At 30.4% G+C, this 23,505-nt stretch carries 23 protein-coding genes and 1 riboswitch; of the genes, 13 read left to right on the plus strand and 10 right to left on the minus strand.

From position 1 onward, the window contains the following. Positions 1-2: 2 nt before the first annotated feature. Positions 3-1,133 carry an ABC transporter substrate-binding protein gene (locus G4D72_RS04075; protein ID WP_166076343.1) on the minus strand — a complete coding sequence of 377 codons (1,131 nt, stop codon included), beginning with the start codon at positions 1,131-1,133 and terminating at the stop codon, positions 3-5. 61 nt (positions 1,134-1,194) lie between these two features. Further along, positions 1,195-1,406, plus strand: a riboswitch (cobalamin riboswitch). A gap of 90 nt (positions 1,407-1,496) precedes the next feature. Here G4D72_RS04075 and G4D72_RS04080 point away from each other — a divergent pair. The 4 genes from G4D72_RS04080 (at position 1,497) to G4D72_RS04095 (ending at position 5,532) form a co-directional block, all read left to right on the plus strand. After that, positions 1,497-3,260: a TonB-dependent receptor plug domain-containing protein gene (locus tag G4D72_RS04080; protein ID WP_166076344.1), complete on the plus strand. Its 1,764-nt coding sequence runs from the start codon at positions 1,497-1,499 to the stop codon at positions 3,258-3,260. A gap of 8 nt (positions 3,261-3,268) precedes the next feature. Then, the gene (locus tag G4D72_RS04085) at positions 3,269-4,342 is read left to right on the plus strand and encodes a YncE family protein (protein ID WP_166076345.1); all 1,074 of its coding nucleotides are present in this window, start codon (positions 3,269-3,271) and stop codon (positions 4,340-4,342) included. Positions 4,343-4,474: 132 nt separating this feature from the next. Beyond that, complete coding sequence (locus tag G4D72_RS04090) at positions 4,475-4,993, plus strand: DUF4252 domain-containing protein (RefSeq protein WP_166076346.1); 519 nt, start codon at positions 4,475-4,477, stop codon at positions 4,991-4,993. A 5-nt stretch (positions 4,994-4,998) separates the two neighbouring features. Next, on the plus strand, positions 4,999-5,532 hold the full coding sequence (locus G4D72_RS04095; RefSeq protein WP_166076347.1) for a DUF4252 domain-containing protein: 534 nt from the start codon (positions 4,999-5,001) through the stop codon (positions 5,530-5,532). A 148-nt stretch (positions 5,533-5,680) separates the two neighbouring features. Here G4D72_RS04095 and G4D72_RS04100 read toward each other — a convergent pair whose 3' ends face one another. From G4D72_RS04100 to G4D72_RS04110, 3 genes are all read right to left on the minus strand, one after another. Beyond that, positions 5,681-5,884: a helix-turn-helix domain-containing protein gene (locus G4D72_RS04100; protein ID WP_166076348.1), complete on the minus strand. Its 204-nt coding sequence runs from the start codon at positions 5,882-5,884 to the stop codon at positions 5,681-5,683. 1 nt (position 5,885) lies between these two features. Then, a complete protein-coding gene (locus G4D72_RS04105; RefSeq protein ID WP_166076349.1) occupies positions 5,886-6,440 on the minus strand; it encodes a DUF2975 domain-containing protein in 555 nt (184 codons plus the stop codon). A gap of 99 nt (positions 6,441-6,539) precedes the next feature. Beyond that, positions 6,540-6,902, minus strand: a complete 363-nt coding sequence (locus G4D72_RS04110) for a DUF983 domain-containing protein (RefSeq protein WP_166076350.1) — start codon at positions 6,900-6,902, stop codon at positions 6,540-6,542. Between the two features lie 91 nt (positions 6,903-6,993). Here G4D72_RS04110 and G4D72_RS04115 point away from each other — a divergent pair, with 91 nt between their 5' ends. Then, positions 6,994-7,854 (plus strand): AraC family transcriptional regulator, encoded by an 861-nt coding sequence (locus tag G4D72_RS04115; protein ID WP_166076351.1) that lies wholly within the window; start codon positions 6,994-6,996, stop codon positions 7,852-7,854. A 47-nt stretch (positions 7,855-7,901) separates the two neighbouring features. Here G4D72_RS04115 and G4D72_RS04120 read toward each other — a convergent pair whose 3' ends face one another. The 6 genes from G4D72_RS04120 to G4D72_RS04145 form a co-directional block, all read right to left on the minus strand. Then, positions 7,902-10,775, minus strand: a complete 2,874-nt coding sequence (locus G4D72_RS04120; protein ID WP_166076352.1) for a GH92 family glycosyl hydrolase — start codon at positions 10,773-10,775, stop codon at positions 7,902-7,904. 130 nt (positions 10,776-10,905) lie between these two features. Then, positions 10,906-11,313: a hypothetical protein gene (locus G4D72_RS04125; RefSeq protein WP_166076353.1), complete on the minus strand. Its 408-nt coding sequence runs from the start codon at positions 11,311-11,313 to the stop codon at positions 10,906-10,908. 3 nt (positions 11,314-11,316) lie between these two features. Beyond that, a complete protein-coding gene (locus G4D72_RS04130) occupies positions 11,317-12,156 on the minus strand; it encodes a GIN domain-containing protein (protein ID WP_166076354.1) in 840 nt (279 codons plus the stop codon). A 272-nt stretch (positions 12,157-12,428) separates the two neighbouring features. Beyond that, a complete protein-coding gene (locus tag G4D72_RS04135; protein ID WP_166076355.1) occupies positions 12,429-13,139 on the minus strand; it encodes a head GIN domain-containing protein in 711 nt (236 codons plus the stop codon). Between the two features lies 1 nt (position 13,140). Further along, positions 13,141-14,883, minus strand: a complete 1,743-nt coding sequence (locus G4D72_RS04140; RefSeq protein ID WP_166076356.1) for a PspC domain-containing protein — start codon at positions 14,881-14,883, stop codon at positions 13,141-13,143. 6 nt (positions 14,884-14,889) lie between these two features. Next, a complete protein-coding gene (locus tag G4D72_RS04145; protein WP_166076745.1) occupies positions 14,890-15,219 on the minus strand; it encodes a PadR family transcriptional regulator in 330 nt (109 codons plus the stop codon). 292 nt (positions 15,220-15,511) lie between these two features. Between G4D72_RS04145 and G4D72_RS04150 the strand changes: the two genes are divergently transcribed. From G4D72_RS04150 to G4D72_RS04185, 8 genes are all read left to right on the plus strand, one after another. Then, a complete protein-coding gene (locus G4D72_RS04150; protein WP_166076358.1) occupies positions 15,512-15,973 on the plus strand; it encodes a DUF4442 domain-containing protein in 462 nt (153 codons plus the stop codon). A 75-nt stretch (positions 15,974-16,048) separates the two neighbouring features. After that, entirely contained in the window at positions 16,049-16,954 is a 906-nt protein-coding gene (locus G4D72_RS04155) for a TIGR01777 family oxidoreductase (protein ID WP_166076359.1), read from the plus strand. A gap of 248 nt (positions 16,955-17,202) precedes the next feature. Further along, positions 17,203-17,739, plus strand: coding sequence for a nucleotide exchange factor GrpE (locus G4D72_RS04160; RefSeq protein WP_166076360.1), 537 nt, complete (start codon positions 17,203-17,205; stop codon positions 17,737-17,739). Between the two features lie 75 nt (positions 17,740-17,814). Next, the gene (dnaJ, locus tag G4D72_RS04165) at positions 17,815-18,930 is read left to right on the plus strand and encodes a molecular chaperone DnaJ (protein WP_166076361.1); all 1,116 of its coding nucleotides are present in this window, start codon (positions 17,815-17,817) and stop codon (positions 18,928-18,930) included. A 216-nt stretch (positions 18,931-19,146) separates the two neighbouring features. Next, positions 19,147-20,067, plus strand: a complete 921-nt coding sequence (locus G4D72_RS04170; protein ID WP_166076362.1) for an ABC transporter ATP-binding protein — start codon at positions 19,147-19,149, stop codon at positions 20,065-20,067. 88 nt (positions 20,068-20,155) lie between these two features. Continuing rightward, positions 20,156-21,472, plus strand: coding sequence for an ABC transporter permease (locus tag G4D72_RS04175; protein WP_166076363.1), 1,317 nt, complete (start codon positions 20,156-20,158; stop codon positions 21,470-21,472). 95 nt (positions 21,473-21,567) lie between these two features. Then, a complete protein-coding gene (locus tag G4D72_RS04180; protein ID WP_166076364.1) occupies positions 21,568-22,731 on the plus strand; it encodes a sigma-54-dependent transcriptional regulator in 1,164 nt (387 codons plus the stop codon). 149 nt (positions 22,732-22,880) lie between these two features. Continuing rightward, positions 22,881-23,495, plus strand: coding sequence for a DEAD/DEAH box helicase (locus tag G4D72_RS04185; RefSeq protein ID WP_166076365.1), 615 nt, complete (start codon positions 22,881-22,883; stop codon positions 23,493-23,495). Positions 23,496-23,505 lie beyond the last annotated feature (10 nt).

Here is a 23,505-nt window from a genome sequence, read left to right on the forward strand (position 1 = left end):
TATTATTTCAGTTTTTCAAAGAAAAAAAGTTCGTAATTAGGAACTAATTCAGGATGAAATATTTTCACTAAATCTTTTAACACTAAATCCGGACGGTTAGGTGCTAATTCGTAATAAATTACGCCACCCGTTTTTCCTTTTTTTGTTCCAAAAGAATAAATATTTTTGGTTTTAAAAGCTTTAAATTCCGTGTAATGTTGATTGGCCTCGCTAATTTCTGCTAAAGAATTATACTGATCCATAAACCAGAAATCCGCCTCTTTTGCTTTGATGTATACTTTTTCAAAAGATAAGGATAAACTGCCTGTTCCTTTCGTATCCGACCACAAATAATTTCCTTTTGCATTCGTAATAAACTGTGCACCCCAACTTTCTCCTTGTGGCAAATACCATTTGTCTTCGTAAATGGAACCACTGAAAACGGTAGGTTTTAATTTAGTATTTTTAACTAGTTTCAAGGTTTCATTATAGTCTTTTTCAATAGTATTAAAAATAGCATTGGCTTGTTTTTCTTTACAAAAAAGTACTCCGAAAAGTTTTATCCATTCAGCTTTTCCTAAAGGAGATTGTTCGTTCCAATCGCCATTTAAAATAATTTTTAATCCGTTTTTTTCTAAATTATCTAAAGTCGGATTATTATTATCTAAGCCATAACCCATAATAATATCGGGTTGCAAATCAATTAAAACTTCTGTGTTTAAGGTTTGATTGCTTCCTAATTCTTTTACTTTTCCGGCATCAATTAATGTTCTTACTTTTTCAGATGAAATATATTTCAGATTAGGAAAACCAATTAGTTTTTTTTCTTCACCTAACATTTCTAATGACGGAATATGTGTGGTTGAAGTTAATACAATGTTTTTAACGGGTACTTGAATTTGTGGCAGGTTGTTAAATTCCGCTGGAATAACTGCGTTTTTTTTCTTTAAAATGTACGAATACTTTTTATTGGCGTTGGGCCAAGGTGTACTTACTTCTACAATTGAATAATTTTCTTTTGTGATGATATACAGGCCTTTAGCGTGTTTGATTTCGTTTTTTATTTTCGATTCCGATGATTCTTCTGCATTTTTACATCCGAATATTAATAACGCAACAAGGAAAATAGTAAATGGTTTGTATAAAGTTGACATGGTAATTTTTTTACAAAAGTAAAAGATATTTATAAAGTTTGATTTTAAATTTTAATATTTTACATTTGCATCAGAATTATGGTTGATGTTCTATAACATAGAATAATCATTAAAAGGGAATCAGGTTGAATGCCTGAGCTGTTCCCGCAACTGTATGCTAATAAGGTTATTGTTAACTGCAAATCCACTGAAACGTCTGAATTTATTTCAGCCTATCGGGAAGGAAAACAATAATACGCAAGCCAGGAGACCTGCCTAGTTCTTAGTATTCATAAACTTTCGGGAAAAAAAGTTTTTAAATTTTAATTTTTGACGCGTTTTTTATTTTTTTATTTCTGCTTCCAGTCATTGGTATGTGCACAAGTGCAGCCTATTGAGATTGAGGAAGTGCAAATTTCAGATTTGCAAACTAAGTTGTTTAATGCTACACAAAAAAATGTAGTTTTAAACGATAGTGTAGTTATGTTCAATAAAGAATCGTTAACTAAATTATTAAACTTTAATTCTTTCTTTTATTTTAAAGAAAACGGAAACGGAATGGTTTCTTCACCATCAGTTCGTGGTACAACGGCATCGCAAACGGCTGTAATTTGGAACGGAATTAACATCAACTCCAACTTAACTGGGCAAACCGATTTTAATACGATTACTACTTACGATTTCAATTCCATTCAATTAAAATATGGTGGTGGAAGTGTAGTGTATGGAAGTGGTGCTATTGGCGGTTCCATACATTTGAATAATGAAATGCGTTTTACAAAACATTTCGATCAATTTTTGAAGTTAAGTTATGGCAGCTTTCAAACTCTAAATACTAATTATAAATTTAGTTTATCTAACCAGAAATTTTCCAGTCAGTTTTCCATTTCTTTTAACAAATCAAAAAATGATTATGAATTTGTAGGTTTAAACAAGAGAAATACAAATGGAGAATATAAAAATTTGAGTTTTAATTCGGCCATAGGGTACAAGCTCAACTCGAAATGGATGCTAAAATATTTCAATTCGATTTACAACGGGAATCGAAATTTTTCTGGAACTATTTCTTCTATCGGAATGTCAAAATACGAAGATTATAACATCCGAAATTTAATTGAATTTAAAGAGAATGCATCTGTTTTCGAATCGAATTTCAAAGTCTATCAGCTATCTGAAAGCTTTAAATATTTCGAAAATAAAAAAACAAATATTTTCTCAACAGCAAAAGTTACTACTTCATTATTTAGATACGAAGGTTTATTAAAATCGATTGCTAAGTTACAGCTTAAGCCTATAATTGAATTTCAATATTTAAATGGAAAAGGTGAAAATATTGGAAAAAATTCTAGAAAAAACACTTCGTTAAGTGGATTAATTACCTATAATTTTAATAAAAATTTAGTGTTCGAAGGTAGTTTAAGAAAAGAATTTAATTCGGTTTTTGAAAGTCCAATTTTGTATGCTATTGGTTCAAATGCTACACTTACTAATTGGTATCAGGTAAAAATGAATTACTCTAAAAATTACCGAGTACCAACTTTTAACGATTTGTATTGGTATGCTGGTGGAAATATGAATTTGAAACCAGAAACAGTTTATCAATATGAAATTACAAATGTGTTTCAGTACAAAACCTTTTTGTTTCAAGTAACCGGTTATTATAACGATTTTCAAAATTTATTGAAATGGTCGCCTAATGAAAGTGGGAATTGGACACCCGAAAATATTGAAAGTGTTGTTTCATACGGTGCTGAGTTCTCTCTTCAATTTAAACAAAAAATTAAAGATTTTTATTTAGAATCGACATCCAATTACGCTTATACAAAATCGTTAAATGAAAAAACTCAAAAAGAGTTGATTTATGTTCCCAATCATAAATTTACCTCTAATTGGAATTTGAATTATCAGCGTTTAAGTTTTACGTATCAAATGGTATTTAACGGTGCTGTTTTTACTTCTACCGACAACTCTTTTTTCTTAAAAGAACATTTCCTTTCAAATGTTTCGCTTAATTATTTGTTAGGAAAACAAAAAGATTTCATCATAACACTAGCTGCTTATAACCTTGAAAATCGATATTACGAAAATCTTCCTTCACGACCTATGCCTGGAAGAAATTATACCATTAGTTTAATCTTTAACTTATAATACAAATCATGAAAAACTTAAAACTTATTTTTTTTAGTCTGCTTACTGTTGCAGTATTTACCTCTTGTACTTCAGATGATGCACCTGCAGTTGAAGCGCCACTGGGTGCTTATCAGAACGGAATTTTAATTGTTAATGAAGGGAATTTTGGTCAAGATAACAGTTCTATTTCTTTTATTTCTGGTGATTTAGCTACTTTTCAAACGAATGCATTTACAGCTGTAAATCCTACTTTAACTTTAGGAAATACAGCTCAAAGTATAAGTTTTAATGAAGATAAAGCTTATGTTGTAGTAAATGTTTCTAATAAAATTGAAGTTTTAAATCGTTACACTTTACAACATATTGCTACTATTTCTACGGGTTTAACGAATCCTCGTTTTGTAGCTTTTGCAAATGGAAAAGGTTATGTTACCAATTGGGGAGATGCCACTTCATCATCAGATGATTATGTAGCGGTTTTAAATTTAAGTACTAATGCTATTTCTGCTTCTATACCAGTAGTGGAAGGTCCTGAACGCCTTGTAGAAAATAATGGAAAATTATATGTAGCACACAAAGGAGGTTACGGACAAGGGAACAAAATTTCTGTAATTAATTCGAATTCCAATTCAGTAGAAAGTACTATAACTGTTGGTGATGTACCAGGTTCATTAGAAATTAGTAACGGATTTTTATATGTTTTGTGTGAAGGCTCACCAAGTTGGGCTGGTACTGAAACGATTGGTAAATTACATAAAATAAATCTTTCTAATACTTCACAAATAACAACGTTAGATTTTACTTTAGGAAATCATCCACAAAATTTAGATTTAGATGGCGGAAATATTTATTACACAAATTCAAATAATGTATACAAAATAGCTGAATCTAACTTTACTTTACCAACTACTTCTTTATTTAATACGACTTCTAATAATGTATCTAGTTTTTATGGTTTTGCAGTAAAAGCGTCTAAAATATTTGTTGCCGACCCTAATGATTATAGTTCAGCAGGTGAAATTTTTATTTTCAATGAAAGTGGTGCAGTTTTGTCTACAAAAACAGTTGGAGTAGCACCAAACGGATTTTATTTTAATTAGAATTGTAAACACTAATACGAAAGGATTTAAGGCGAATAACTTTAAATCCTTTTTTTATGTAACGAATTCGCAAAACAAATGACTTATCTTTGGAATAGATTTTGATTATCTAAAACTATAAATTAAATAAAAATGAAAAAGATTATTGTTTACGTGGCTTTATTAGTTTCATCTTTAGTATTTTCTCAAAATGCTTTTGATAAATTAGAAGATAAAGAAGGAATTGAAAGTATTGCGGTTTCGAAAAAAATGTTCGAAATGATGAGTAAGGTTAAGGTTGATGCAAAAGATAAAGAAATGCAACAATACATGAACTTGCTTAAAAAATTAGACAATTTACAAGCGGTTTACACATCACAAGCCAAATTAAGCGGCGATTTGAATGCAGCTGCTGCTTCGTACTTAAAGAGCAACCCTTTGGAAACTATTACTTCAACTACTCAAGATGGAAATGTAATAAAAGTTTACGGAAAAACAGATGCCAATCAAACTAATGTTAGAGAAGTTTTAGTGGTGGTAAATGGTAATTTTAATGGTGTTAAAACTTCTGTTTTATCTATAAAAGGCGATTTTCCTCTAAGTGAAATAGCATTAATTGTAAAAAAATTAAACATTCCTGGAGCAGATATTCTAAGTAAAATTTCAAAATAATAGATATGAAAAAGTTAATTGGTTTTGCTTTAGTTTTGGTACTGTTGAGTTGTAAAGATGAACCTTCTTTGCAAAAATATTTTGTAAAAAGTGGCGAAAAAAAAGAATTCATGTCAATGGATATTTCCTCTTCAATTTTGAATGTTAATGAATCAAAGTTGTCAGAAGCGGAAAAAAAAGCACTAGCTTCTTTTGATAAAGTTAATGTTTTAGCTTTTAAAAAAGACGATAAAAATAAGGCGCAATATTCTAAAGAAGTTAAAGAAGTGAAGGAAATTTTAAAAGATTCTACTTTTCAACCTTTAATTAAATTGAATGGAGTAGGCCATAACGCTTCAATTATGTTAGTGGGCGATAACAAGCAAATTGACGAATTAGTATTATTTGGAAATCAGAAAGAATTAGGTTTTACAGTAATTCGCGTTTTAGGTGACAATATGAAACCAGAAGATGCCATGCAGTTTTTCAGTATCTTACAAAAATCAAATATTGATATGGAACAATTAAAACCAATATTAAATTTTGTAAATAAAAAGTAAATTCAGTTTTAAATAACATGAAATCCCGAAGCAATTATGTTTCGGGATTTTTTATTTCGATTTAATTCAAATTTCATCGAAGATGATCAATTTTTTCAAAAATTAAAAAACTTTAAGTAGTGAATTCGTGGTTAATATTTTTCAAAAACTAATCAGTATATTCTAAAATATCTCCAGGCTGACAATCTAATACTTTACAGATCGCTTCTAACGTACTAAAACGTATCGCTTTTGCTTTTCCAGTTTTTAAAATGGATAAATTCGCTAAAGTCAAATCTACTTTTTCAGAAAGTTCGTTTAATGACATTTTTCTCTTTGCCATCATCACATCTAAATTTACAACTATTGCCATATTAAACTGTTAAATCAAGTTCTTCTTGTAATTCAATGCCTCTTTTGAAAATAAAGGCAAGCACAAATAAAATCACACCCATAAATAACCAAACGTCTCCACCAACAACTTTTAATACATGAATAGAAGGCATTTTTATGTTCTGATTCGCTAGCCATTCGGTGTAATTCATACCATAATTGGAAAAGAAACCAATACCAAAAGAAATGAATGCTTCTAATAAAATAAATTTTCTGACAGAATGATTAAATGGAGAAGTTATAGAAAGTTGTTTGTTTTCTGTAATTCGGATAATTAAATAAAACATTAGAGCTTTTAGTAAAGCAACTAAACTCATAATTACAGTTACTACAACAAAATGCCCTTTGTCAAATTGGTACAATGAGGAAAAATCAATTTGATTCCAGAAAAATCCTGCACCAATTGGGTTGTAAAGTAACGTATAAAACAAATTAAATAAAATGCCACCCGCTTCTATGCAAAGACCGATAAAGATAATCCAACATAAAATTCTTAATACCAAAAGCATTTGCTTCGAACTAATTTTAATTTCCATAATTTTAAAGATTAAAAGTTTACGATACAAATATCAATAAAAATTTATTGAAAAACAATAAAAATATATTTTTTTTCGATTGATATTCAAAATATTAAATCAATTAGAATAATTTTTGAATAGGTAAATCCAAATGATTCTGGATAATCTTAGGTTGAAAGACGACAACAGTAAAATCACAACAGCAATAATCGGAATCATTCTTAAATCGATTGTTTTTTCAAAAAATTGATGCGCAATAAAATATGTAATTATCGCTTCGCCCACACCTAAGGCATAACTCACAAACATGGAACCAAAAAAGTAACCGGGTTCTTTTTCAAATTTATTGTGACAATGACTACAATATTCATTCATTTTTGGAAAGCCCATACTAAAGAAAAAACTTTTATCTCTAAAAACTTTTCCTTTATAGCAGTTGGGACAATCATTATTCAGTAGGTGTTTGATAGTTTGTAACATGATCTAATTTTTATGTAAAATTAGGACTTATTTATGTGGAAAAAGTTTCATATATTCGCTAATAATGGTAAAATAAAGACATTTTATAAATATGGAAAAATTGCCCGTTTATCAAATTAAGAAGTTCAATTGTCATACTAATGCTAACGATTTGTATTTTAATGATTTTAAATCGCATTTACAAACACATGATTTCATTGAAAAATCGCACAGTCATTCTTTTTACTTGTTAGTGCTTTTTACGAAAGGTTCCGGATTTCATACAGTCGATTTTAATACGTATACTATTCAACCTAATTCGTTATTTGTATTAAAACCTGGACAAGTTCATAGTTGGCAACTTTCTGATGATATTGAAGGTTATATTGCATTTTATTCTCAAGAAGCATACAATGTTTATTTTGGTATGAAGAAAATTGAAGACTATTCGTTTTATCGTGATTTAAAAAATTCGCCAGAAATGCTTTTGAATGTTTCTCAAGCCAAAGAAATTTCTTTTTATTTTAGTTTGTTATTAGAAGAAAATAAGAAAAACGAATTCAGAAAATTAGATAAGTTATTAAATCTTTTGGATTGTATTCATGTCGAATTATCTAGAATTTATGAATCTGTACAAGGTCATAATTTACATTCTTATAATATGAAAATTAAGGAATTAGAGCTTGTTTTGAATCAATATTTTAAAACTGAAAAATCCCCTTCTTTTTATGCAGATAAAATGAACATGAGTTTGAAACATTTGAACCGAATTTGTAAAACTGTTTTAGATTGTACATTAACTGAATTTATTTATCATAAAATTATTTTAGAAAGTAAACGAATGGTTTCCACTAACAAAATGACCATTAGTGAAGTGGCGAACGAATTAGGTTTTGATAATTATTCCTATTTCACAAAGGTTTTTAAAAAATACACCAATTTAACGCCGAAAGGTTTTAGAGAATTGGTGTAGTGAATTAACACAAACAGAATTTTATGTTCTGTTTGTGTTAAATGGTTTTATTTCACCGTAATTTCATCAATAAATATAAACGCATCACCACCAAAACCTTGATGCCATTCTGGTAATTTTCCGTAATTTTTAGCGACTACTTTTACATATCTGGCTTTCTTGTTTATTTTGCCTGATGTTTTAAAGTTTATTATCTCTATAACATCACCATTTGGTCCGATTTTACTTGATACAGATTCCACTAATGTAAAATTAATATTATCTGTTGAAGTATAATATTGAACTTGAGTTGGTAAAATAATCCAAGAACGACTGTCTTGTAGAAAATTAGCGCTAAGTGATGAAATTTCTTTATTTTCTTGCAAATCTATTACCGCTTCAAAATCTTGACTTTGGTACCCATGCCATTCGCCTTTTTTCCAGTTTTCGGTTCCAAAAATACCGTCAATTAAAGCTTCTGGTCCGCCAGCATGATATTGTGGATTGTATTTCGATTTGATATTTATAGTATAATTATTTGGTTTTTTGTAATAGGTTGCAGAAACAATCGTACTGTTATTTTCTGAGTTAACTGAATAAGCCGAAATAGTTGAGGTTTCTAAAATGTAAAAAGGTTCAGTATAAGGAATGTATACTTTTTTACCCATATAATCGTTTGCATTGCTGATGATAAAAAATATTTTATCTGATGGATTTTGTGAATGAATTTCCACCTTCATTTTGTCTTTGAAAACAATACTTTCCGCTTGAATGGTTGGAACAGGAATAATTTCTTGGAATAATTTTTTATCTAAACTTAACTGATTAAAACTAGATTGTGAATGAGCGGCACTTCTACTTTGTTGTAGTTGCTCTTTTAATTTTTCGCTAAGTATAAAAATACTATTAGTCTTTCCTTTGGTTTGTTCTTTTCTGAAATCTACTAGAACCGTTTTGTTTTCATCTTTAATTTTGATTGCATCAAACAAAGGTTCATTGCTTTCCCATTTTTCCATACCAGGAGTTACAGCATAAATTCCCATCGAACTTAACACATACCAAGCACTCATTTGTCCGCAATCTTCGTTTCCAATTAAACCGTCTGGCGTGTTTTTGTAAAATTCATTTAAAATATAGTGTACTTTTTCTTTGGTTTTTTCTGGTTTTCCAATGTAATTGTACAGATATGCCATGTGATGACTAGGTTCGTTTCCATGGGCATATTGTCCGATTAATCCTGTAACATCTACTTGTTCTCGACCAGTTGTTTTACTTTCACTATTAAACATTTCGTCTAATTTGGCTTCAAATTTTGTTGGTCCGCCATACGCTGCAATCATGCCGTCAATATCTTGTGGTACAAAAAAGGAATAGTGCCAACTGTTTCCTTCTGTGAAATTGTTGTTCACTTCTCTTGGATCGAAAGGTTTATCCCAACCGCCATTTTTCTTTGGTCGCATAAAACCCGTTTCTCTATCGAAAATATTTTTCCAATTTTGCGAACGTTTCATAAAGTATTCGTAATCTTCTTTATGGTTTAAAATCTGAGCCATTTGTGCAATACACCAATCGTCGTAAGCATATTCTACTGTTTTCGAAACACTTTCATGATCGTCATCAATAGCGATAAATCCGTTTTTTTTGTATGCTGCTAATCCTAAAACATCACGCATGGCTGAAGCTTTACTCGCTTGAAATGCTTTTTCGTAATCGAAACCTGTAATGCCTTTTGCCATCGCATCTGCAATTACTGAAACAGAATGATATCCAATCATACAATCCGTTTCATTAGAAGCTAATTCCCAAACGGGCAATCTGCCACCTTGTTCGTATTGTGCGATAAAAGTGTTGATATAATCGGCCGTTCGTTTTTTATCAATTAATGTGTAGAGTGGGTGAGCGGCACGAAACGTATCCCAAAGTGAAAAAACCGTATAATAATCAAACGTGTCAGCCACATGAATTTGGTTGTCACGACCACGATATTTTCCATCAATATCTTCTGCAATATTCGGTTGCATCATGGTGTGATATAAAGCCGTGTAGAAAACGGCTAATTTGTCTTTGTTCGTTTCTGTAATTTCAATTTTTGATAGTTCTTTGTTCCAAAGCGCTTGTGCATCGGTTTTTGCTTTTTCGAAATTCCAATGTGTAATTTCTGAACTGTTTAACTTTGCACCTTCATAACTTGTTGGCGAAAGCGATACTTTTACGAAGATTTTTTCGCCTTTTTTTACTTTTTTTGAGAAACTTAAAGCCAATTCAGTTCCTCTAAAGATTCCCTCTAATTTTGTGTTTTCCTTGTTTTCTTCTTCAACCAGATTGACTTTTAGAGGCACACTAAACTCAATTCGAGCATACACATATTGGTCGCGCGCCCAAGCTTCACTTCTTCTTAAAACTTCAATTGTAGTTGGATTTATGATTTTAATTTCTCCAAAAAGTAATTTATCTCTGTGATTTAAATCTAGAATGATATTCGCATTTCCAGCTTCATTAAAAGTATATTCACTCAAGCCAACACGAGTTGAAGCTGTTAAACGCACATCAATATTGTGTTTGTCTAGTTTTACAGAATAAAATCCGGCAGAAGCTTTTTCATTGGCGTGTGAAAATGTGGAAGAATAAACTGTATTATCAAATGAAGGTTTTCCCATAGTTGGCATTAACATAATATCACCAAAATCGGAAACACCTGTTCCGTTTAAATGGGTGTGTGAAAATCCGTAAATGATGGAATCATCGTAATGATACCCACCACAACCGTCCCAACTTCCGTCAATTCTGGTATCAGGGGAAAGTTGTACCATTCCGTATGGCACTGTAGCTCCAGGAAATGTATGTCCGTGACCGCCAGTTCCAATAAATGGATTTACGTACTGTTGTAAATTTTGTGACAGTAATACTGAGTGAAATACTAATAGTAAAAGTAATTTTTTCATAATAATTGTGTTGTTGAGGTAAATTTCTACAAACAAATTGAAAAAAGCAATTTTATAGGATATAAAAAACCGCAGATCCAATTATTTTTTGAATTTGCGGTTTTGTTGTTTTGTTTTTAAAGTTTTGAAACTATTTTCCAATTACACCAACTTGATTGATTTTTTCTAATTTGATAGTATTTTCGTCTTTAATTGAATGAGCTTCGAAAGTAAATTTTTTATCGTATAATTTTCCGTTTAAAAAATAAGTAAGCATGAAATGATTGTTCAATTGCAGTACATTATTTTCTAATAATTCTACTTTTATAGCTGATTCTGGTAATACTTCTGCGAAAGCGTGACGGAAACTTCCGGTTTTTCTTTCTTCGTTATTGATTACTCCTTCTGCATTAGAAACCACCATAGCCATTTCTAATTTTTCCGAATTGTTATTTAAGATGTAGGCATACCAAGAATTTTCACCAAAATCTTCATTCCATTCTTTAATGGCTACAATGTATACGTTTTCCACTTCTGGAATTATAATATCTTTCTTCATTGATTATTTTTCTTTTTTCGATAAAACAGCACTATTCGTAAACACTTTTAAATCTACTTTTGGTTCACCTAATAAATCGATTTCTGATTTTCCTGATGCAGAAATTTCTATCGATTTTTGAGCGTTTACATAGCATTTTGTATAGCTTTCTGCAACCAATTCCATATCTTTTACGGTGAATTTTTTAGCTACTAAACTGGAGTTGTTATCCAATCTAATTTTGGCTATTTGAGCATCGCCTTCTATCACAGCATCTGCTTTTTGATATAAATCGATTTTAGTTTCAGGTGAAGCTATTAAACCTTTAACTTGCGCATCTTTTGTTAATTCTAAAGTACATTTATCTGCTTTGACGTTAATTTCAGCTCGCGATTTGTCTGTCATAATTAATGTAAAATGGGTAGATCTTATATTTAAAAACGATTGCGATTTATCGAAATTTTTTATCGTGATGTTTTCCAAATTAATATCCGCTAAGGCATTTATTTTACTTTCATGTCGCGCCACAATGGTTTTTAAACTGTCGTTATAATTGACTCTTATAGCTAGTTTTTTTTCGCCTGTTGGTTGTTTTAAAGCTGTTATTTTTAATGTATTTCCTAGAACATTGAAACTTATAATGTCATGTAAATTGTCGTCAGCTTCAATTTCTATTGATGTTTTTTCAGATTTCACAAAATAAACATCTAAAAATTCTTCAATTTCAACATTTTCGAATGACTCAACTTCTTTTGTTGTTACCGTTACAATTTTCGAACCTTTTATTTTTTCTAATTTAGCTTGCGCTGAAGTAAATGTGAAACTAAATAGTGTAATAATGAAAAGTAGACTGTTTTTTGTCATTTTTGTTTTTTTTAATTTTTATTAGCAAATGTATAAAAAAAAATCCCGAAAAAAATCGGGATTAATATTTTGATTTTGGAATTGATAAACAGATATCGGTCCAAATTTTATTATTAAAAAATGCTTTCTACTAACTGAATTACTAATTGTATAGCAATATCAATAACTTTTATTACAAATTGTATCATAATTATTTAGTTTTATAGTTGTTAGTTCAATAGTTGTGTAAATTTAAAAAATAAATGTGAATGGAATGTTAAAATTAAATTAAATTATTCAATTTTTATTTCTCCAGCACTTGTTTCTTCTTTTCTAACTTCTCTTGGTGTTTTTACAGAAGAAATTGTACTTGCACTTGAAGCTTTTGCATCTAATTTTACAATGGCATGAACTGTAGTTTCACTAGCACTTGTGGCTTGAGAGAAAACTTCATTAGCCAATAATTCAGACGCATTAATTTCGCTGGCACTAGATGCGCTGGTTTCTAATTTAAGTGTTTTTCCTTTAATCGTAATTTCTCCAGTACTTGTGGTTTCTAAATGCATCTGTTCATATTCCGCTTCAACATTTATATCGCTTGCGCTTGAAGCAGCTATTCTTAGGGATTTACCTTTCAAAACGTTTACCGATTTTAAACTTGAAGCACCAGTTGTTTCTAGTTCGGTAATTTGTTTCATTTTGACTCTAACTAACAGTTTTTCTGCATTTTGTATGTTTATATCGGAACTAATTTTTAAAACACCATTTTCTATAGTTGTTTTAATGTGTTGAAGTAAGTTTGAATCTGCTTCAACTTCAATACTATAAGCATCTCCTTGTTCAACCTCTACATCAATAGCTTTACCAACAACAATTTTTGTGAAATTTCCTGTTACTTCTCTTGTATTTGTGGTTACATTTCCATCACCTTTTTTCTGATTTTCAAAATCATAACAAGAGATTAAAGTAAACGCAATTGTTAGTGTTAAGATTAACTTTTTCATTTTAATTCGATTTTATAGTTACACCGTCTTTGTCAATTTTGATGCTTTCTACGTTTTGCTTTTCAACAGTTTTATCTCCTTTTTTGATCAGTACGCCATCTTCATTTAAAATGATTTCCGAATTTTCATCAAAATTGGTAACCGTATCATTTTCAATATCGTCATATTCATTTTCTTCTGGAGGACAATTTGTACAAAGAATTTTACTTTCACCAACTTTATAAACATATTTGTCTGAACTATGATGTAAGTTGAAATAATCATTATAAGATCTGTCGTACTGAGAAAAATTCTCATCTACTTTAAACAGGACACCTTTAGGTAAATATAAGAACAATTCTACATCTTGATCGTGTTTTTTATTTGCTAAATCTGTTATCCAATAGTTATCTAAAACTAAGTTATTGTTTTCTATTTTGAAAGAATACTTAATTTTTTCTGCTGTTTTTTTAGCATTTTTGATGTTGTTTCCTTCTGCTGATTTTTCAATTTGAAGGAAAGCAATAGGTTCGTCAGTTTGTAAAATTCTTATCGATACATCATTTGAAAAAATAATGGCTTTATTGTTTTCATCATGAATTACTTCAAAACTTTCATAGTTGTCTATGTCTTTACTGTAAAGGTTATTTGATACAAATTTGATGTTTAAGGTATCAGTTGGTTTTAAATTGATTAGTTCCTTTTGGATGTCTTTTCCTGTGTAGGCATTTTGACTAATTTCTTTAACAGTTAAAAATAATACTGCTGCTAATCCAATAATCCAGATGGCTAATAAAGAATAGTTTACGGTATTTCCTAGAGATTTTATTCTATTTGAGATTAACTTTAATCCTAATAGTAATAAGAAAAATAAAGGTATTCCAATTACAATGATAAATAAAATTCCTTGTAACCATATTGGTGTATCAAAGCTAAATGGCGTATGAACTTTATCATATAATAGGTTATCTGGTAATGAAGAAAAAAACAGCATGGCAATTCCGGCTATCACAACACTTAATAACGACATAGAAGAAAAGAATACAATAAAACCTCCAATAATTTTAGAAATTACTTTGAATATAGAGGTGATAATATCACTTAAAGTATTTCCAATTCGTTCTGCTCCATTTTTTGCATTTGCTGCAATTTTGTCGTGGTCTAAGTTGTTAAATTTATCTGATATTTCTGAAAAACCTTCCTTTACTTTTTTTTCAATATTTGAAATAGTAATCGGTTCACCTCTCATTTCTAATTTTTGAGAAGTCGTTGTAGCTTCTGGAACTAAAACCCATAAAATTAAATACAACACTAAACCAGTTCCAAATCCGAAGAATAAAATTACCATGATAATTCTTAACCATAAAGGATCTACTCCAAAATAATGTCCTAAACCCGACATGACACCGCCTAATAAAGAGTTTTCTCTATCTCGGTATAATTTTTTTGTGGTATAATTTGTGTTGGAATAGCTAGAATAATACTCGTTTTTAGGAGTTTCATCTTCTATTTTGTAATCTTCTGGTTGTCCCATAATGGCAATAACATCGTCTACTTCTTTTAAACCAATTACTTGTTTTGTGGTGCCAAGTTTTTCAGTAAAGATTTCAGATATTCTACTTTCAATATCTTTAATAATTTCTTCTCTACCGTCTGGAGATAATGATCTTCTAACTGCATCAAAGTAATTGCTTAATTTTCTAAAGGCATCTTCATCAATATGAAAAAAATATCCTCCTAAATTTATACTTGTTGTTTTGTTCATGACCTGTTAGTTTTGATTAGTTATTGTGTTTACAGCACCAGATAATTCATTCCATGTGTTGCTTAATTCTTTTAAAAATTCTTTTCCTTCTTCTGTTAATCCATAGTATTTTCTTGGTGGTCCAGAAGTGGATTCTTCCCAACGATAATTTAATAAGTTATCGTTTTTTAATCTTGTTAGTAAAGGGTAAACTGTGCCCTCAACTACAAGCAATTTAGCGGTTTTTAAAGTGTCTAAAATTTCAGAAGTGTAAGCGTCTTTTTCTTTTAAAACAGATAAGATGCAGAACTCTAAAACACCTTTACGCATTTGTGCTTTTGTGTTTTCAATGTTCATTTTTTGCTCATTTTTTTTGTTAGTCCTGAAAACGTCAGGATTTCGTTTTTTGATTTCATCTGAATTGCTTTCAGATTCCATAAGAATCTTAGTTGCATTCAAATTTTGATGATTGAAACTTGATGATTAGAAAATAGTACTATAGTAAGTATGTTATTTTCTTATGCAAATATATATCTAAAAGAAGTTACCTTGTATCGCATAGTACTAATATTTAACATTTTTTTAACAAATCAAATTTATTATGAATGCATAGTATTTTTTATTATTTTTACCGAAAATATAAGTAATTATGGAGTTCACACCACTTAAACTAAACACTTTTACCTTTTTTAAATTGCCTTCTGCTTTTTGGAGTGGTGTAAGAGTCAAGTCAATTTCTTCTGATATATGTGAAACAACGGTTAAATATGGTTGGTTCAATCAGAATCCTTTTAAATCGATGTATTTTGCAGTTCAGGCTATGGCTGCCGAGTTTACAACTGGTGCTTTAGTAATGTATCAAATTAAAAAAAGCGGAAAAGATATTTCGATGTTAGTGGCGCAGAACAAAGCTGTTTTTACCAAAAAAGCGACTGGAAAAATTACTTTTACTTGCAATCAAGGTATTTTAATTGCTGAAGTTATTCAAAAAGCAATTGAAAGCAATGAAGGTCAAACGGTTTGGTTAACCTCAGTTGGTGTAAATGAAATAGGGGAGCAAGTATCTGAAATGCAGTTCGAATGGACATTAAAAGCAAGAGCAAAAAAGTAGACATTTGTTAATCTTAGTTAATATTTAAATCTTAAGTACCAACAAGTTGTAATTTTGTAATATAAAATAAATACTATGACTATTTTAATTACAGGAGCAACAGGATTGGTTGGAAATAAGTTGGTATCTTCTTTAAAAAAAGATAATCACACCATCCATTATTTGTCTACTTCCAAATCTAAATTAAAAAATAATTTAAACTACAAAGGTTTTTATTGGAATCCAACAACTGGAGAAATCGACAAAAAAGCTTTTGATGATGTTACAGTTATTATTCATTTGGCAGGTGCTTCTATTTCAAAAAAATGGACTAAAGCTTACAAAAAAGAAATTCTCGACAGTCGGGTAGAAGGTGCCAATTTAATTTTCGAGACCTTAAAATCTATTCCTAATAAAGTTGAACGATTTATTTCCGCTTCGGCAGTTGGTATTTATCCTTCAGATTTAAATTATATTTATAACGAAAATAATACCCAAATTGATGATTCTTTTCTTGGAGAAGTAACCGAAAAATGGGAAAAAAGTGCCTCTCAATTTAAAACACTCTCCATAGATGTTTCAATAGTTAGAATTGGTGTGGTTTTAGCCAAAGAATCAGGTGCTTTAGTTGAAATGACCAAGCCAATAAATTATGGATTGGGTGCTGTTTTAGCTTCCGGACAACAGTATGTTTCTTGGATTCATATAGACGATTTAGTAGCTATTTTCAAATATATTTTAGATACGAATTTAAAAGGTATTTATAATGCCGTTTCTCCTTATCCAATTACCAATGAAGAGCTAACGAAATTGATTGCAAAAACTATAAATAAGCCTTTGTTTTTGCCTAATGTGCCAAAATTCATGCTAAATTTACTTTTAGGAGAAATGCATATTATTTTAACTAGTAGTCAAAATGTGAGTTGTAGAAAAATTTTAGATGCTGGATTTCAATTTCATTTCGGATCTCTAAATAAATCGTTACAAAATCTTCTAAAATAAATACATAAGACTTTAAATAAAAAAGTGTTACGTTTGATTTAACGTAACACTTTTTAGTTATATAATTTAAGATGAAATAAATTATTATATCTATCAAATTTATATAATAGGTTTGAAAGAAAGTCTTAAAAAAATATTAAAATTTTCTCTGTTTATCTCAAACTTAAAAATACTTTACTGACAATATGTCACAAAATAAAGTATGGCAATACTTTTGCAATCTCATTTTGAAAATTAAATATACAATCATGAGTCAAGAAAATACTGAAAACATCGAAAAGGAAATCATTCAGGATGAAAATGTGGTAGAAAACCAAGATGTTCAAGAAAATAATGATACAGAAGTGTCAGTTGAAGAGCAATTGCAAGAACAAAAAGATAAATTCATAAGACTTTACGCAGAATTTGAAAATTATAAAAAAAGAACTTCAAAAGAACGTGTAGAGTTATTTAAAACAGCAGGACAAGAAATTTTACAAGCCATGTTGCCTGTTTTAGATGATTTTGACAGAGCTTGGGCTCAAGTTTCTCAATCTGAAGATGAAGCTCTAGTTAAAGGTGTGGAATTAATTCATGAGAAATTAAAATCTACTTTAATGTCTAAAGGATTAGAAGTAGTGGAAATTAAAGCAGGTGATGCTTTTGACGCTGATTATGCAGAAGCAATTACACAAATTCCTGCTCCAACACCAAAGTTAAAAGGAAAAATTGTAGATGTAATTGAAAAAGGTTACAAATTAGGTGACAAAATTATTCGTTTTCCAAAAGTAATCTTAGGTAATTAATTTTGTTTCAAGTATAACGTTTCAAGTTGGACATAACTTGAAACTAAATTGACTTGAAACCTGAAACTAAAAAAAATGAGTAAAAAAGATTTTTACGAAGTATTAGGTATAGGTAGAAATGCTTCTCCTGAAGAAATAAAAAAAGCATATCGAAAAAAAGCTATTCAATATCACCCGGATAAAAATCCTGATGACAAAGAAGCTGAAGAAAACTTTAAAGCTTGTGCAGAAGCTTATGAGGTTTTAAGCGACCCAAATAAAAAAGCTAAGTACGACCAATACGGTCACCAAGCCTTTGATGGGAATGGTGGTTTCGGTGGACATGGCGGCATGAACATGGATGATATTTTCAGTCAATTTGGAGATATTTTCGGTGGAGGTTTCGGCGGTTTCGGCGGTGGCGGTGGCGGTGGCCAACGCAGAATGAAAGGAAGTAATTTACGTATTAAAGTTAAACTAACTTTAGAAGAAATTGCTAATGGTGTAGAAAAGAAAGTAAAAGTTAAACGTAAAGTTCAAGCTGCTGGTGTAACTTATAAAACATGTTCTACTTGTAACGGTCAAGGTCAGGTAATGCGTGTAACCAATACGATTTTAGGTCGTATGCAAACTGCGACAACTTGTCCTAATTGTGGTGGAGCGGGTCAAATGATTGACAGTAAACCTGCAAATGCTGACAGCCAAGGTTTTATAACTGATGATGATACTGTTTCTATCAAGATTCCAGCTGGAGTTGTAGATGGTATGCAATTAAAAGTTTCTGGAAAAGGAAACGATGCGCCAGGAAAAAATAGCATTCCAGGTGATTTAATTGTAGCCATTGAAGAAATTGAACACGAGTTTTTAAAGCGTGAAGGGGAAAATTTACACTACGATTTGTACATCAGTTTTCCAGAAGCAGCTTTAGGAATTTCAAAAGAAATCGAAACCGTTTCAGGAAAAGTTCGCATTAAATTAGAAGAAGGAATTCAATCTGGAAAAATTCTTAGATTAAAAGGAAAAGGAATTCCAAGTCTAAACAGTTACGGTAATGGCGATTTGTTAGTGCATGTTAATGTTTGGACTCCAAAAACACTAAACAAAGAACAAAAACAGTTTTTTGAAAAAATGTTAACAGATGAAAATTTTGTTCCAAGTCCTGAAAAGTCGGATAAATCTTTTTTTGAAAAAGTAAAAGATATGTTCTCTTAAAATAAAAATAATTCATATATTTGATTGTCAGTTAATTAAAACTGATATCTTTTTCATAGCAATTTTTCCCATCCTAATTTTTTTAAGTAAGGATGGGATTTATTTTTTTTAGCATTTTTTTTGAGAATTTTAGTAGATTTTCACGAAATTAATTGTTAAAAAAGATGTAACAAATTCAACCTTTTTCATACTAACAAAGAAAAGAAATACTGCAAAATGAATACTATTTTAGAAGTAAAAAATGTAGTGAAACAATATGGCGATTATACTGCACTAAATTCTGTTTCGTTAAATGTTCCTGAGGGAAGTATATATGGTTTATTAGGTCCGAATGGTGCTGGAAAAACCTCTTTAATTCGTATCATTAATCAAATAACTTTGCCAGATGCTGGTGAGATCATATTAAATGGCGAAAAACTAAATCCCAATCACATTTCTATGATTGGTTACATGCCAGAAGAACGTGGTTTGTATAAATCTATGAAAGTTGGCGAACAATGTTTGTACTTGGCGCAATTGAAGGGCATGAGCAAACAAGACGCTAAAAAGCAATTGAAATTTTGGTTCGAAAAGTTTGAAATTCAAACTTGGTGGGATAAAAAACTACAAGAACTTTCAAAAGGTATGGCTCAAAAAGTACAATTTATTGTTACCGTACTTCACAATCCTAAATTGTTAATCTTAGACGAACCTTTTTCTGGTTTCGATCCAGTAAATGCGAATTTAATTAAGGATGAAATTATCGAATTAAATAAAAAAGGAACTTCTATCATTTTTTCTACACACCGAATGGAAAGTGTGGAAGAAATGTGCGATTATATTGCGTTAATTCATAAATCTAACAAATTAATTGAAGGGAAATTAGAAGATGTGAAGCGACAATTCAGAACCAACACGTTCCAAGTTGGAGTAATGACACAAAATGTAGAGGGTTTAATGTATCAATTAACACAGAAGTTTACCGTTGGTCAAACCGATTTCAAATCATTAAACGACGATTTAAAACTCGAAGTGCAAATAGGAAATCATGCTACAAATGATTTATTGTCTGTTTTATCTCAAAACGGACAAGTAACTCATTTCGCAGAGAAAATTCCTAGTGTGAATGATATTTTTATTCAAACAGTAACAGATTAATAAAGTTTTTGTCATACTGAGCTGATTCGAAGTGTTTTAGTCGTAACATTCAATATACATAATACAATTTACAATATACATTCAAAATATGAACAAATTATTATTAATCGTACGAAGAGAATTTATTGCCAAAGTGCGCAACAAATCTTTTATTGTCATGACATTTTTAAGTCCACTACTATTTTTAGGAATGTCGTTTCTAATTGGTTATTTATCAAGTATCAACAAAGATGAAGCTACTAAAATAGCCATTTACGATCAAGGAAATGTTTTAAAAAGTAGTCTAAAATCGGATAAAGAAACGGCTTATACTGATTTGTCTGCCATGCCATTTAATGTGGCAAAAGATACAGCGAATAAAAGTTATGAAGGATTACTGTTTATACCGAAAACGGCAACCATTCAAGATTTAAAATCGAAAGTAGAATTCATTTCAGATGAAAGCGCGAGTGCCGATTTTATTTTTGGAATCGAAAAAGTTGTTGATTCTATTTTAACTCAAGATAATTTAAAAGCTAATAATTTAGATATTGCTAAAATTGAAAAGGCTAAAGTGGAATCGTCCTTGAAGTTAAGTAAATATTCTGGTGATGTTAGTTTAAAAGGAATTAATGAAATTAAAATCGGATTAGGTTTTATTTTCGGTTATTTAATTATGATGTTTATCATCATCTACGGAAACTTTGTCATGCGAAGTGTTATTGAAGAAAAAACCAATCGAATTATAGAAATTGTGATTTCATCTGTGAAACCTTTTCAATTAATGATGGGGAAAATTATTGGGAATTCTTTAGCAGGAATATTACAGTTTATCATTTGGGCAATTGTTGGAGTTTCTATTTTCTTTGTAGCTACAACTTTTTTTGGAGTAGAAACGGCGGCAACTTCAATGTCTAAAGCCAATCCTGAAGCGGTAAAATTAGCTGCAGAAAACAGTGGCTTTATGGCAAAACTTCCTTTGTATTTAAATGAAATTTGGAATTTACCTATTGCAACAATAATAATATCTTTCATCTTTTATTTCATTGGAGGATATTTCTTATATAGTTCACTATACGCCGCAATTGGTGCAGCCGTAGATAATGAAACCGATTCACAACAATTTTTATTGCCTATAATCATGCCTTTAATGTTAGGAGTTTATATTGGATTTTTTACTGTAGCAAGTGATCCTCATGGAAATATTGCTACTATTTTCTCCATGATTCCATTTACTTCGCCAATTGTAATGCTAATGAGAATTCCGTTTGGCGTACCAACTTGGCAAATAATTGTTTCTTTAATTTTATTATTTGGTACATTTGTTGGAGTGGTTTGGTTTGCTAGTAAAATTTACCGAGTAGGTATTTTAATGTACGGTAAAAAACCAACTTGGAAAGAATTATATAAATGGTTGAAATATTAAGAAATAGTTTAAAAGGTTTTAGTTTAAATGGTTAGAAGATATTTTGCAAACCCTTTTAAACTTTTAAACCAGTAAACTTTTAACCCAAACAACGAATGAGTAAAATCCTTATTATAGAAGACGAAGCGCCAATCAGACGCGTTTTAAATAAAATATTATCTGAAGAAAGTGACACGTATTTAGTGCAAGAAGCTGAAGACGGTTTGCAAGGAATTGAGTTGGTTAAAAACGAAGATTTCGATTTGATTTTGTGCGATATCAAAATGCCAAAAATGGACGGAGTTGAGGTTTTAGAAGCCATCAAAAAAATCAAACCAGAAATTCCAATGGTAATGATTTCTGGCCATGGCGATTTGGAAACTGCTGTGAATACGATGCGTTTAGGTGCTTTCGATTATATTTCGAAACCACCAGATTTAAACCGTTTGTTAAATACGGTTAGAAATGCTTTAGATAAAAAACAATTAGTAGTTGAAAACAAAATTCTTAAGAAAAAAGTTTCTAAAAACTACGAAATGATTGGTGAAAGTGAAGCGATTTCTCATATTAAAAATATGATTGAAAAAGTGGCTCAAACCGATGCTAGAGTTTTAATTACTGGTCCGAATGGAACAGGTAAAGAATTGGTAGCGCATCAATTGCATGAAAATAGCAATCGTTCTCAACAACCAATTATTGAAGTCAACTGTGCAGCTATTCCTTCAGAATTAATTGAAAGTGAATTATTCGGACACGTAAAAGGTGCGTTTACTTCTGCCGTGAAAGACCGAGCGGGTAAATTCGAAGCAGCTAACGGCGGAACCATTTTCTTAGATGAAATTGGCGACATGAGTTTGTCCGCACAAGCCAAAGTTTTAAGAGCTTTACAAGAAAATTTAATTCAACGCGTTGGTGCTGATAAAGATATTAAAGTAGATGTTCGTGTAATTGCAGCAACAAATAAAGACTTAAAATTAGAAATCGCAGAAGGTCGTTTTCGTGAAGATTTATATCACAGATTGGCCGTGATTCTAATTAAAGTTCCTGCTTTAAATGACAGACGTGATGATATTCCGATGTTAATCGAACACTTTACAAACAAAATTTCTGAAGAACAAGGAAATGCTAAAAAGACATTTTCTAAAGAAGCCATAAAGTTATTACAAGAATACGATTGGACAGGAAATATTCGCGAATTAAGAAACGTAGTAGAACGTTTAATTATTTTGGGAAATAATGAAATTTCAGAATCTGATGTGAATTTATTCGCTTCTAAATAGTTTGAATTTCCAAAAAGAATTGCAAAAAAAACAATAAGCAAAGACTCGCAACTAAAATTGTGAGTCTTTTTTGTTTATCTAAATTTTAATAAAAATTCTTTGTGTATCTTTGCCATCACTTTGAGAAACTCTGCGAAACAACTTATAAAATGCAATTAAAAAAAATAAACCCACTTTTACAGGAAGCATTAATTGAAAACGGTTTAACCGAAGCTAATGAAATGCAACAAGAAACTTTTTCAACCATTAAAAGTGGTGCTGATGCAGTAATCCAATCCGAAAAAAAATCTGGAAAATCAACTACAATTGTATTAAATGTAATTCAACGTTTGGAAAAACCATTTATGGAATCGCCAAGAGCTTTAATTGTAGTAGAAACCAAAGAGAAGGTTTTAGAAATGATGGAAATGTTCAAAAAATACAACCGTTATACACAATTGCGAGTATATGGAACTCATGATAAAGGCGATATGGATTGGGATAAAAATCAAATTTCACTAGGAATTGATGTTTTAATCGGAACTCCAAATCGTTTAGATATGATGTTTTCAACTGCTGGATTCGATGTTAACCGATTATTGATGTTCATAATAGATGATGCAGATGTGTTATTTAAACTGCGTTTAGATGCCAAAACCAACAGAATTTCTGATAGTATCTCTAAATCGCAACGTTTGATTTTTTGCAGTAAAATATCGGATAGAGTAGAAGCTGTAGCAGATAGAACCATGATTGAGCCATTATTTTTTGAAATGGAAGATTAGATAATTTCAA

This window comes from Flavobacterium difficile, from assembly GCF_011392115.1.
In the GTDB taxonomy this organism is placed as follows: Bacteria; Bacteroidota; Bacteroidia; order Flavobacteriales; family Flavobacteriaceae; genus Flavobacterium; species Flavobacterium difficile.

Coding starts and splice junctions, on each gene's coding strand:
- G4D72_RS04075 (WP_166076343.1), bottom strand. CDS start 1,133: ATGTCAACTTTATACAAACCATTTACTATTTTCCTTGTTGCGTTATTA.
- G4D72_RS04085 (WP_166076345.1), top strand. CDS start 3,269: ATGAAAAACTTAAAACTTATTTTTTTTAGTCTGCTTACTGTTGCAGTA.
- G4D72_RS04090 (WP_166076346.1), top strand. CDS start 4,475: ATGAAAAAGATTATTGTTTACGTGGCTTTATTAGTTTCATCTTTAGTA.
- G4D72_RS04095 (WP_166076347.1), top strand. CDS start 4,999: ATGAAAAAGTTAATTGGTTTTGCTTTAGTTTTGGTACTGTTGAGTTGT.
- G4D72_RS04100 (WP_166076348.1), bottom strand. CDS start 5,884: ATGGCAATAGTTGTAAATTTAGATGTGATGATGGCAAAGAGAAAAATG.
- G4D72_RS04105 (WP_166076349.1), bottom strand. CDS start 6,440: ATGGAAATTAAAATTAGTTCGAAGCAAATGCTTTTGGTATTAAGAATT.
- G4D72_RS04110 (WP_166076350.1), bottom strand. CDS start 6,902: ATGTTACAAACTATCAAACACCTACTGAATAATGATTGTCCCAACTGC.
- G4D72_RS04115 (WP_166076351.1), top strand. CDS start 6,994: ATGGAAAAATTGCCCGTTTATCAAATTAAGAAGTTCAATTGTCATACT.
- G4D72_RS04120 (WP_166076352.1), bottom strand. CDS start 10,775: ATGAAAAAATTACTTTTACTATTAGTATTTCACTCAGTATTACTGTCA.
- G4D72_RS04125 (WP_166076353.1), bottom strand. CDS start 11,313: ATGAAGAAAGATATTATAATTCCAGAAGTGGAAAACGTATACATTGTA.
- G4D72_RS04130 (WP_166076354.1), bottom strand. CDS start 12,156: ATGACAAAAAACAGTCTACTTTTCATTATTACACTATTTAGTTTCACA.
- G4D72_RS04135 (WP_166076355.1), bottom strand. CDS start 13,139: ATGAAAAAGTTAATCTTAACACTAACAATTGCGTTTACTTTAATCTCT.
- G4D72_RS04140 (WP_166076356.1), bottom strand. CDS start 14,883: ATGAACAAAACAACAAGTATAAATTTAGGAGGATATTTTTTTCATATT.
- G4D72_RS04145 (WP_166076745.1), bottom strand. CDS start 15,219: ATGAACATTGAAAACACAAAAGCACAAATGCGTAAAGGTGTTTTAGAG.
- G4D72_RS04150 (WP_166076358.1), top strand. CDS start 15,512: ATGGAGTTCACACCACTTAAACTAAACACTTTTACCTTTTTTAAATTG.
- G4D72_RS04155 (WP_166076359.1), top strand. CDS start 16,049: ATGACTATTTTAATTACAGGAGCAACAGGATTGGTTGGAAATAAGTTG.
- G4D72_RS04160 (WP_166076360.1), top strand. CDS start 17,203: ATGAGTCAAGAAAATACTGAAAACATCGAAAAGGAAATCATTCAGGAT.
- dnaJ (WP_166076361.1), top strand. CDS start 17,815: ATGAGTAAAAAAGATTTTTACGAAGTATTAGGTATAGGTAGAAATGCT.
- G4D72_RS04170 (WP_166076362.1), top strand. CDS start 19,147: ATGAATACTATTTTAGAAGTAAAAAATGTAGTGAAACAATATGGCGAT.
- G4D72_RS04175 (WP_166076363.1), top strand. CDS start 20,156: ATGAACAAATTATTATTAATCGTACGAAGAGAATTTATTGCCAAAGTG.
- G4D72_RS04180 (WP_166076364.1), top strand. CDS start 21,568: ATGAGTAAAATCCTTATTATAGAAGACGAAGCGCCAATCAGACGCGTT.
- G4D72_RS04185 (WP_166076365.1), top strand. CDS start 22,881: ATGCAATTAAAAAAAATAAACCCACTTTTACAGGAAGCATTAATTGAA.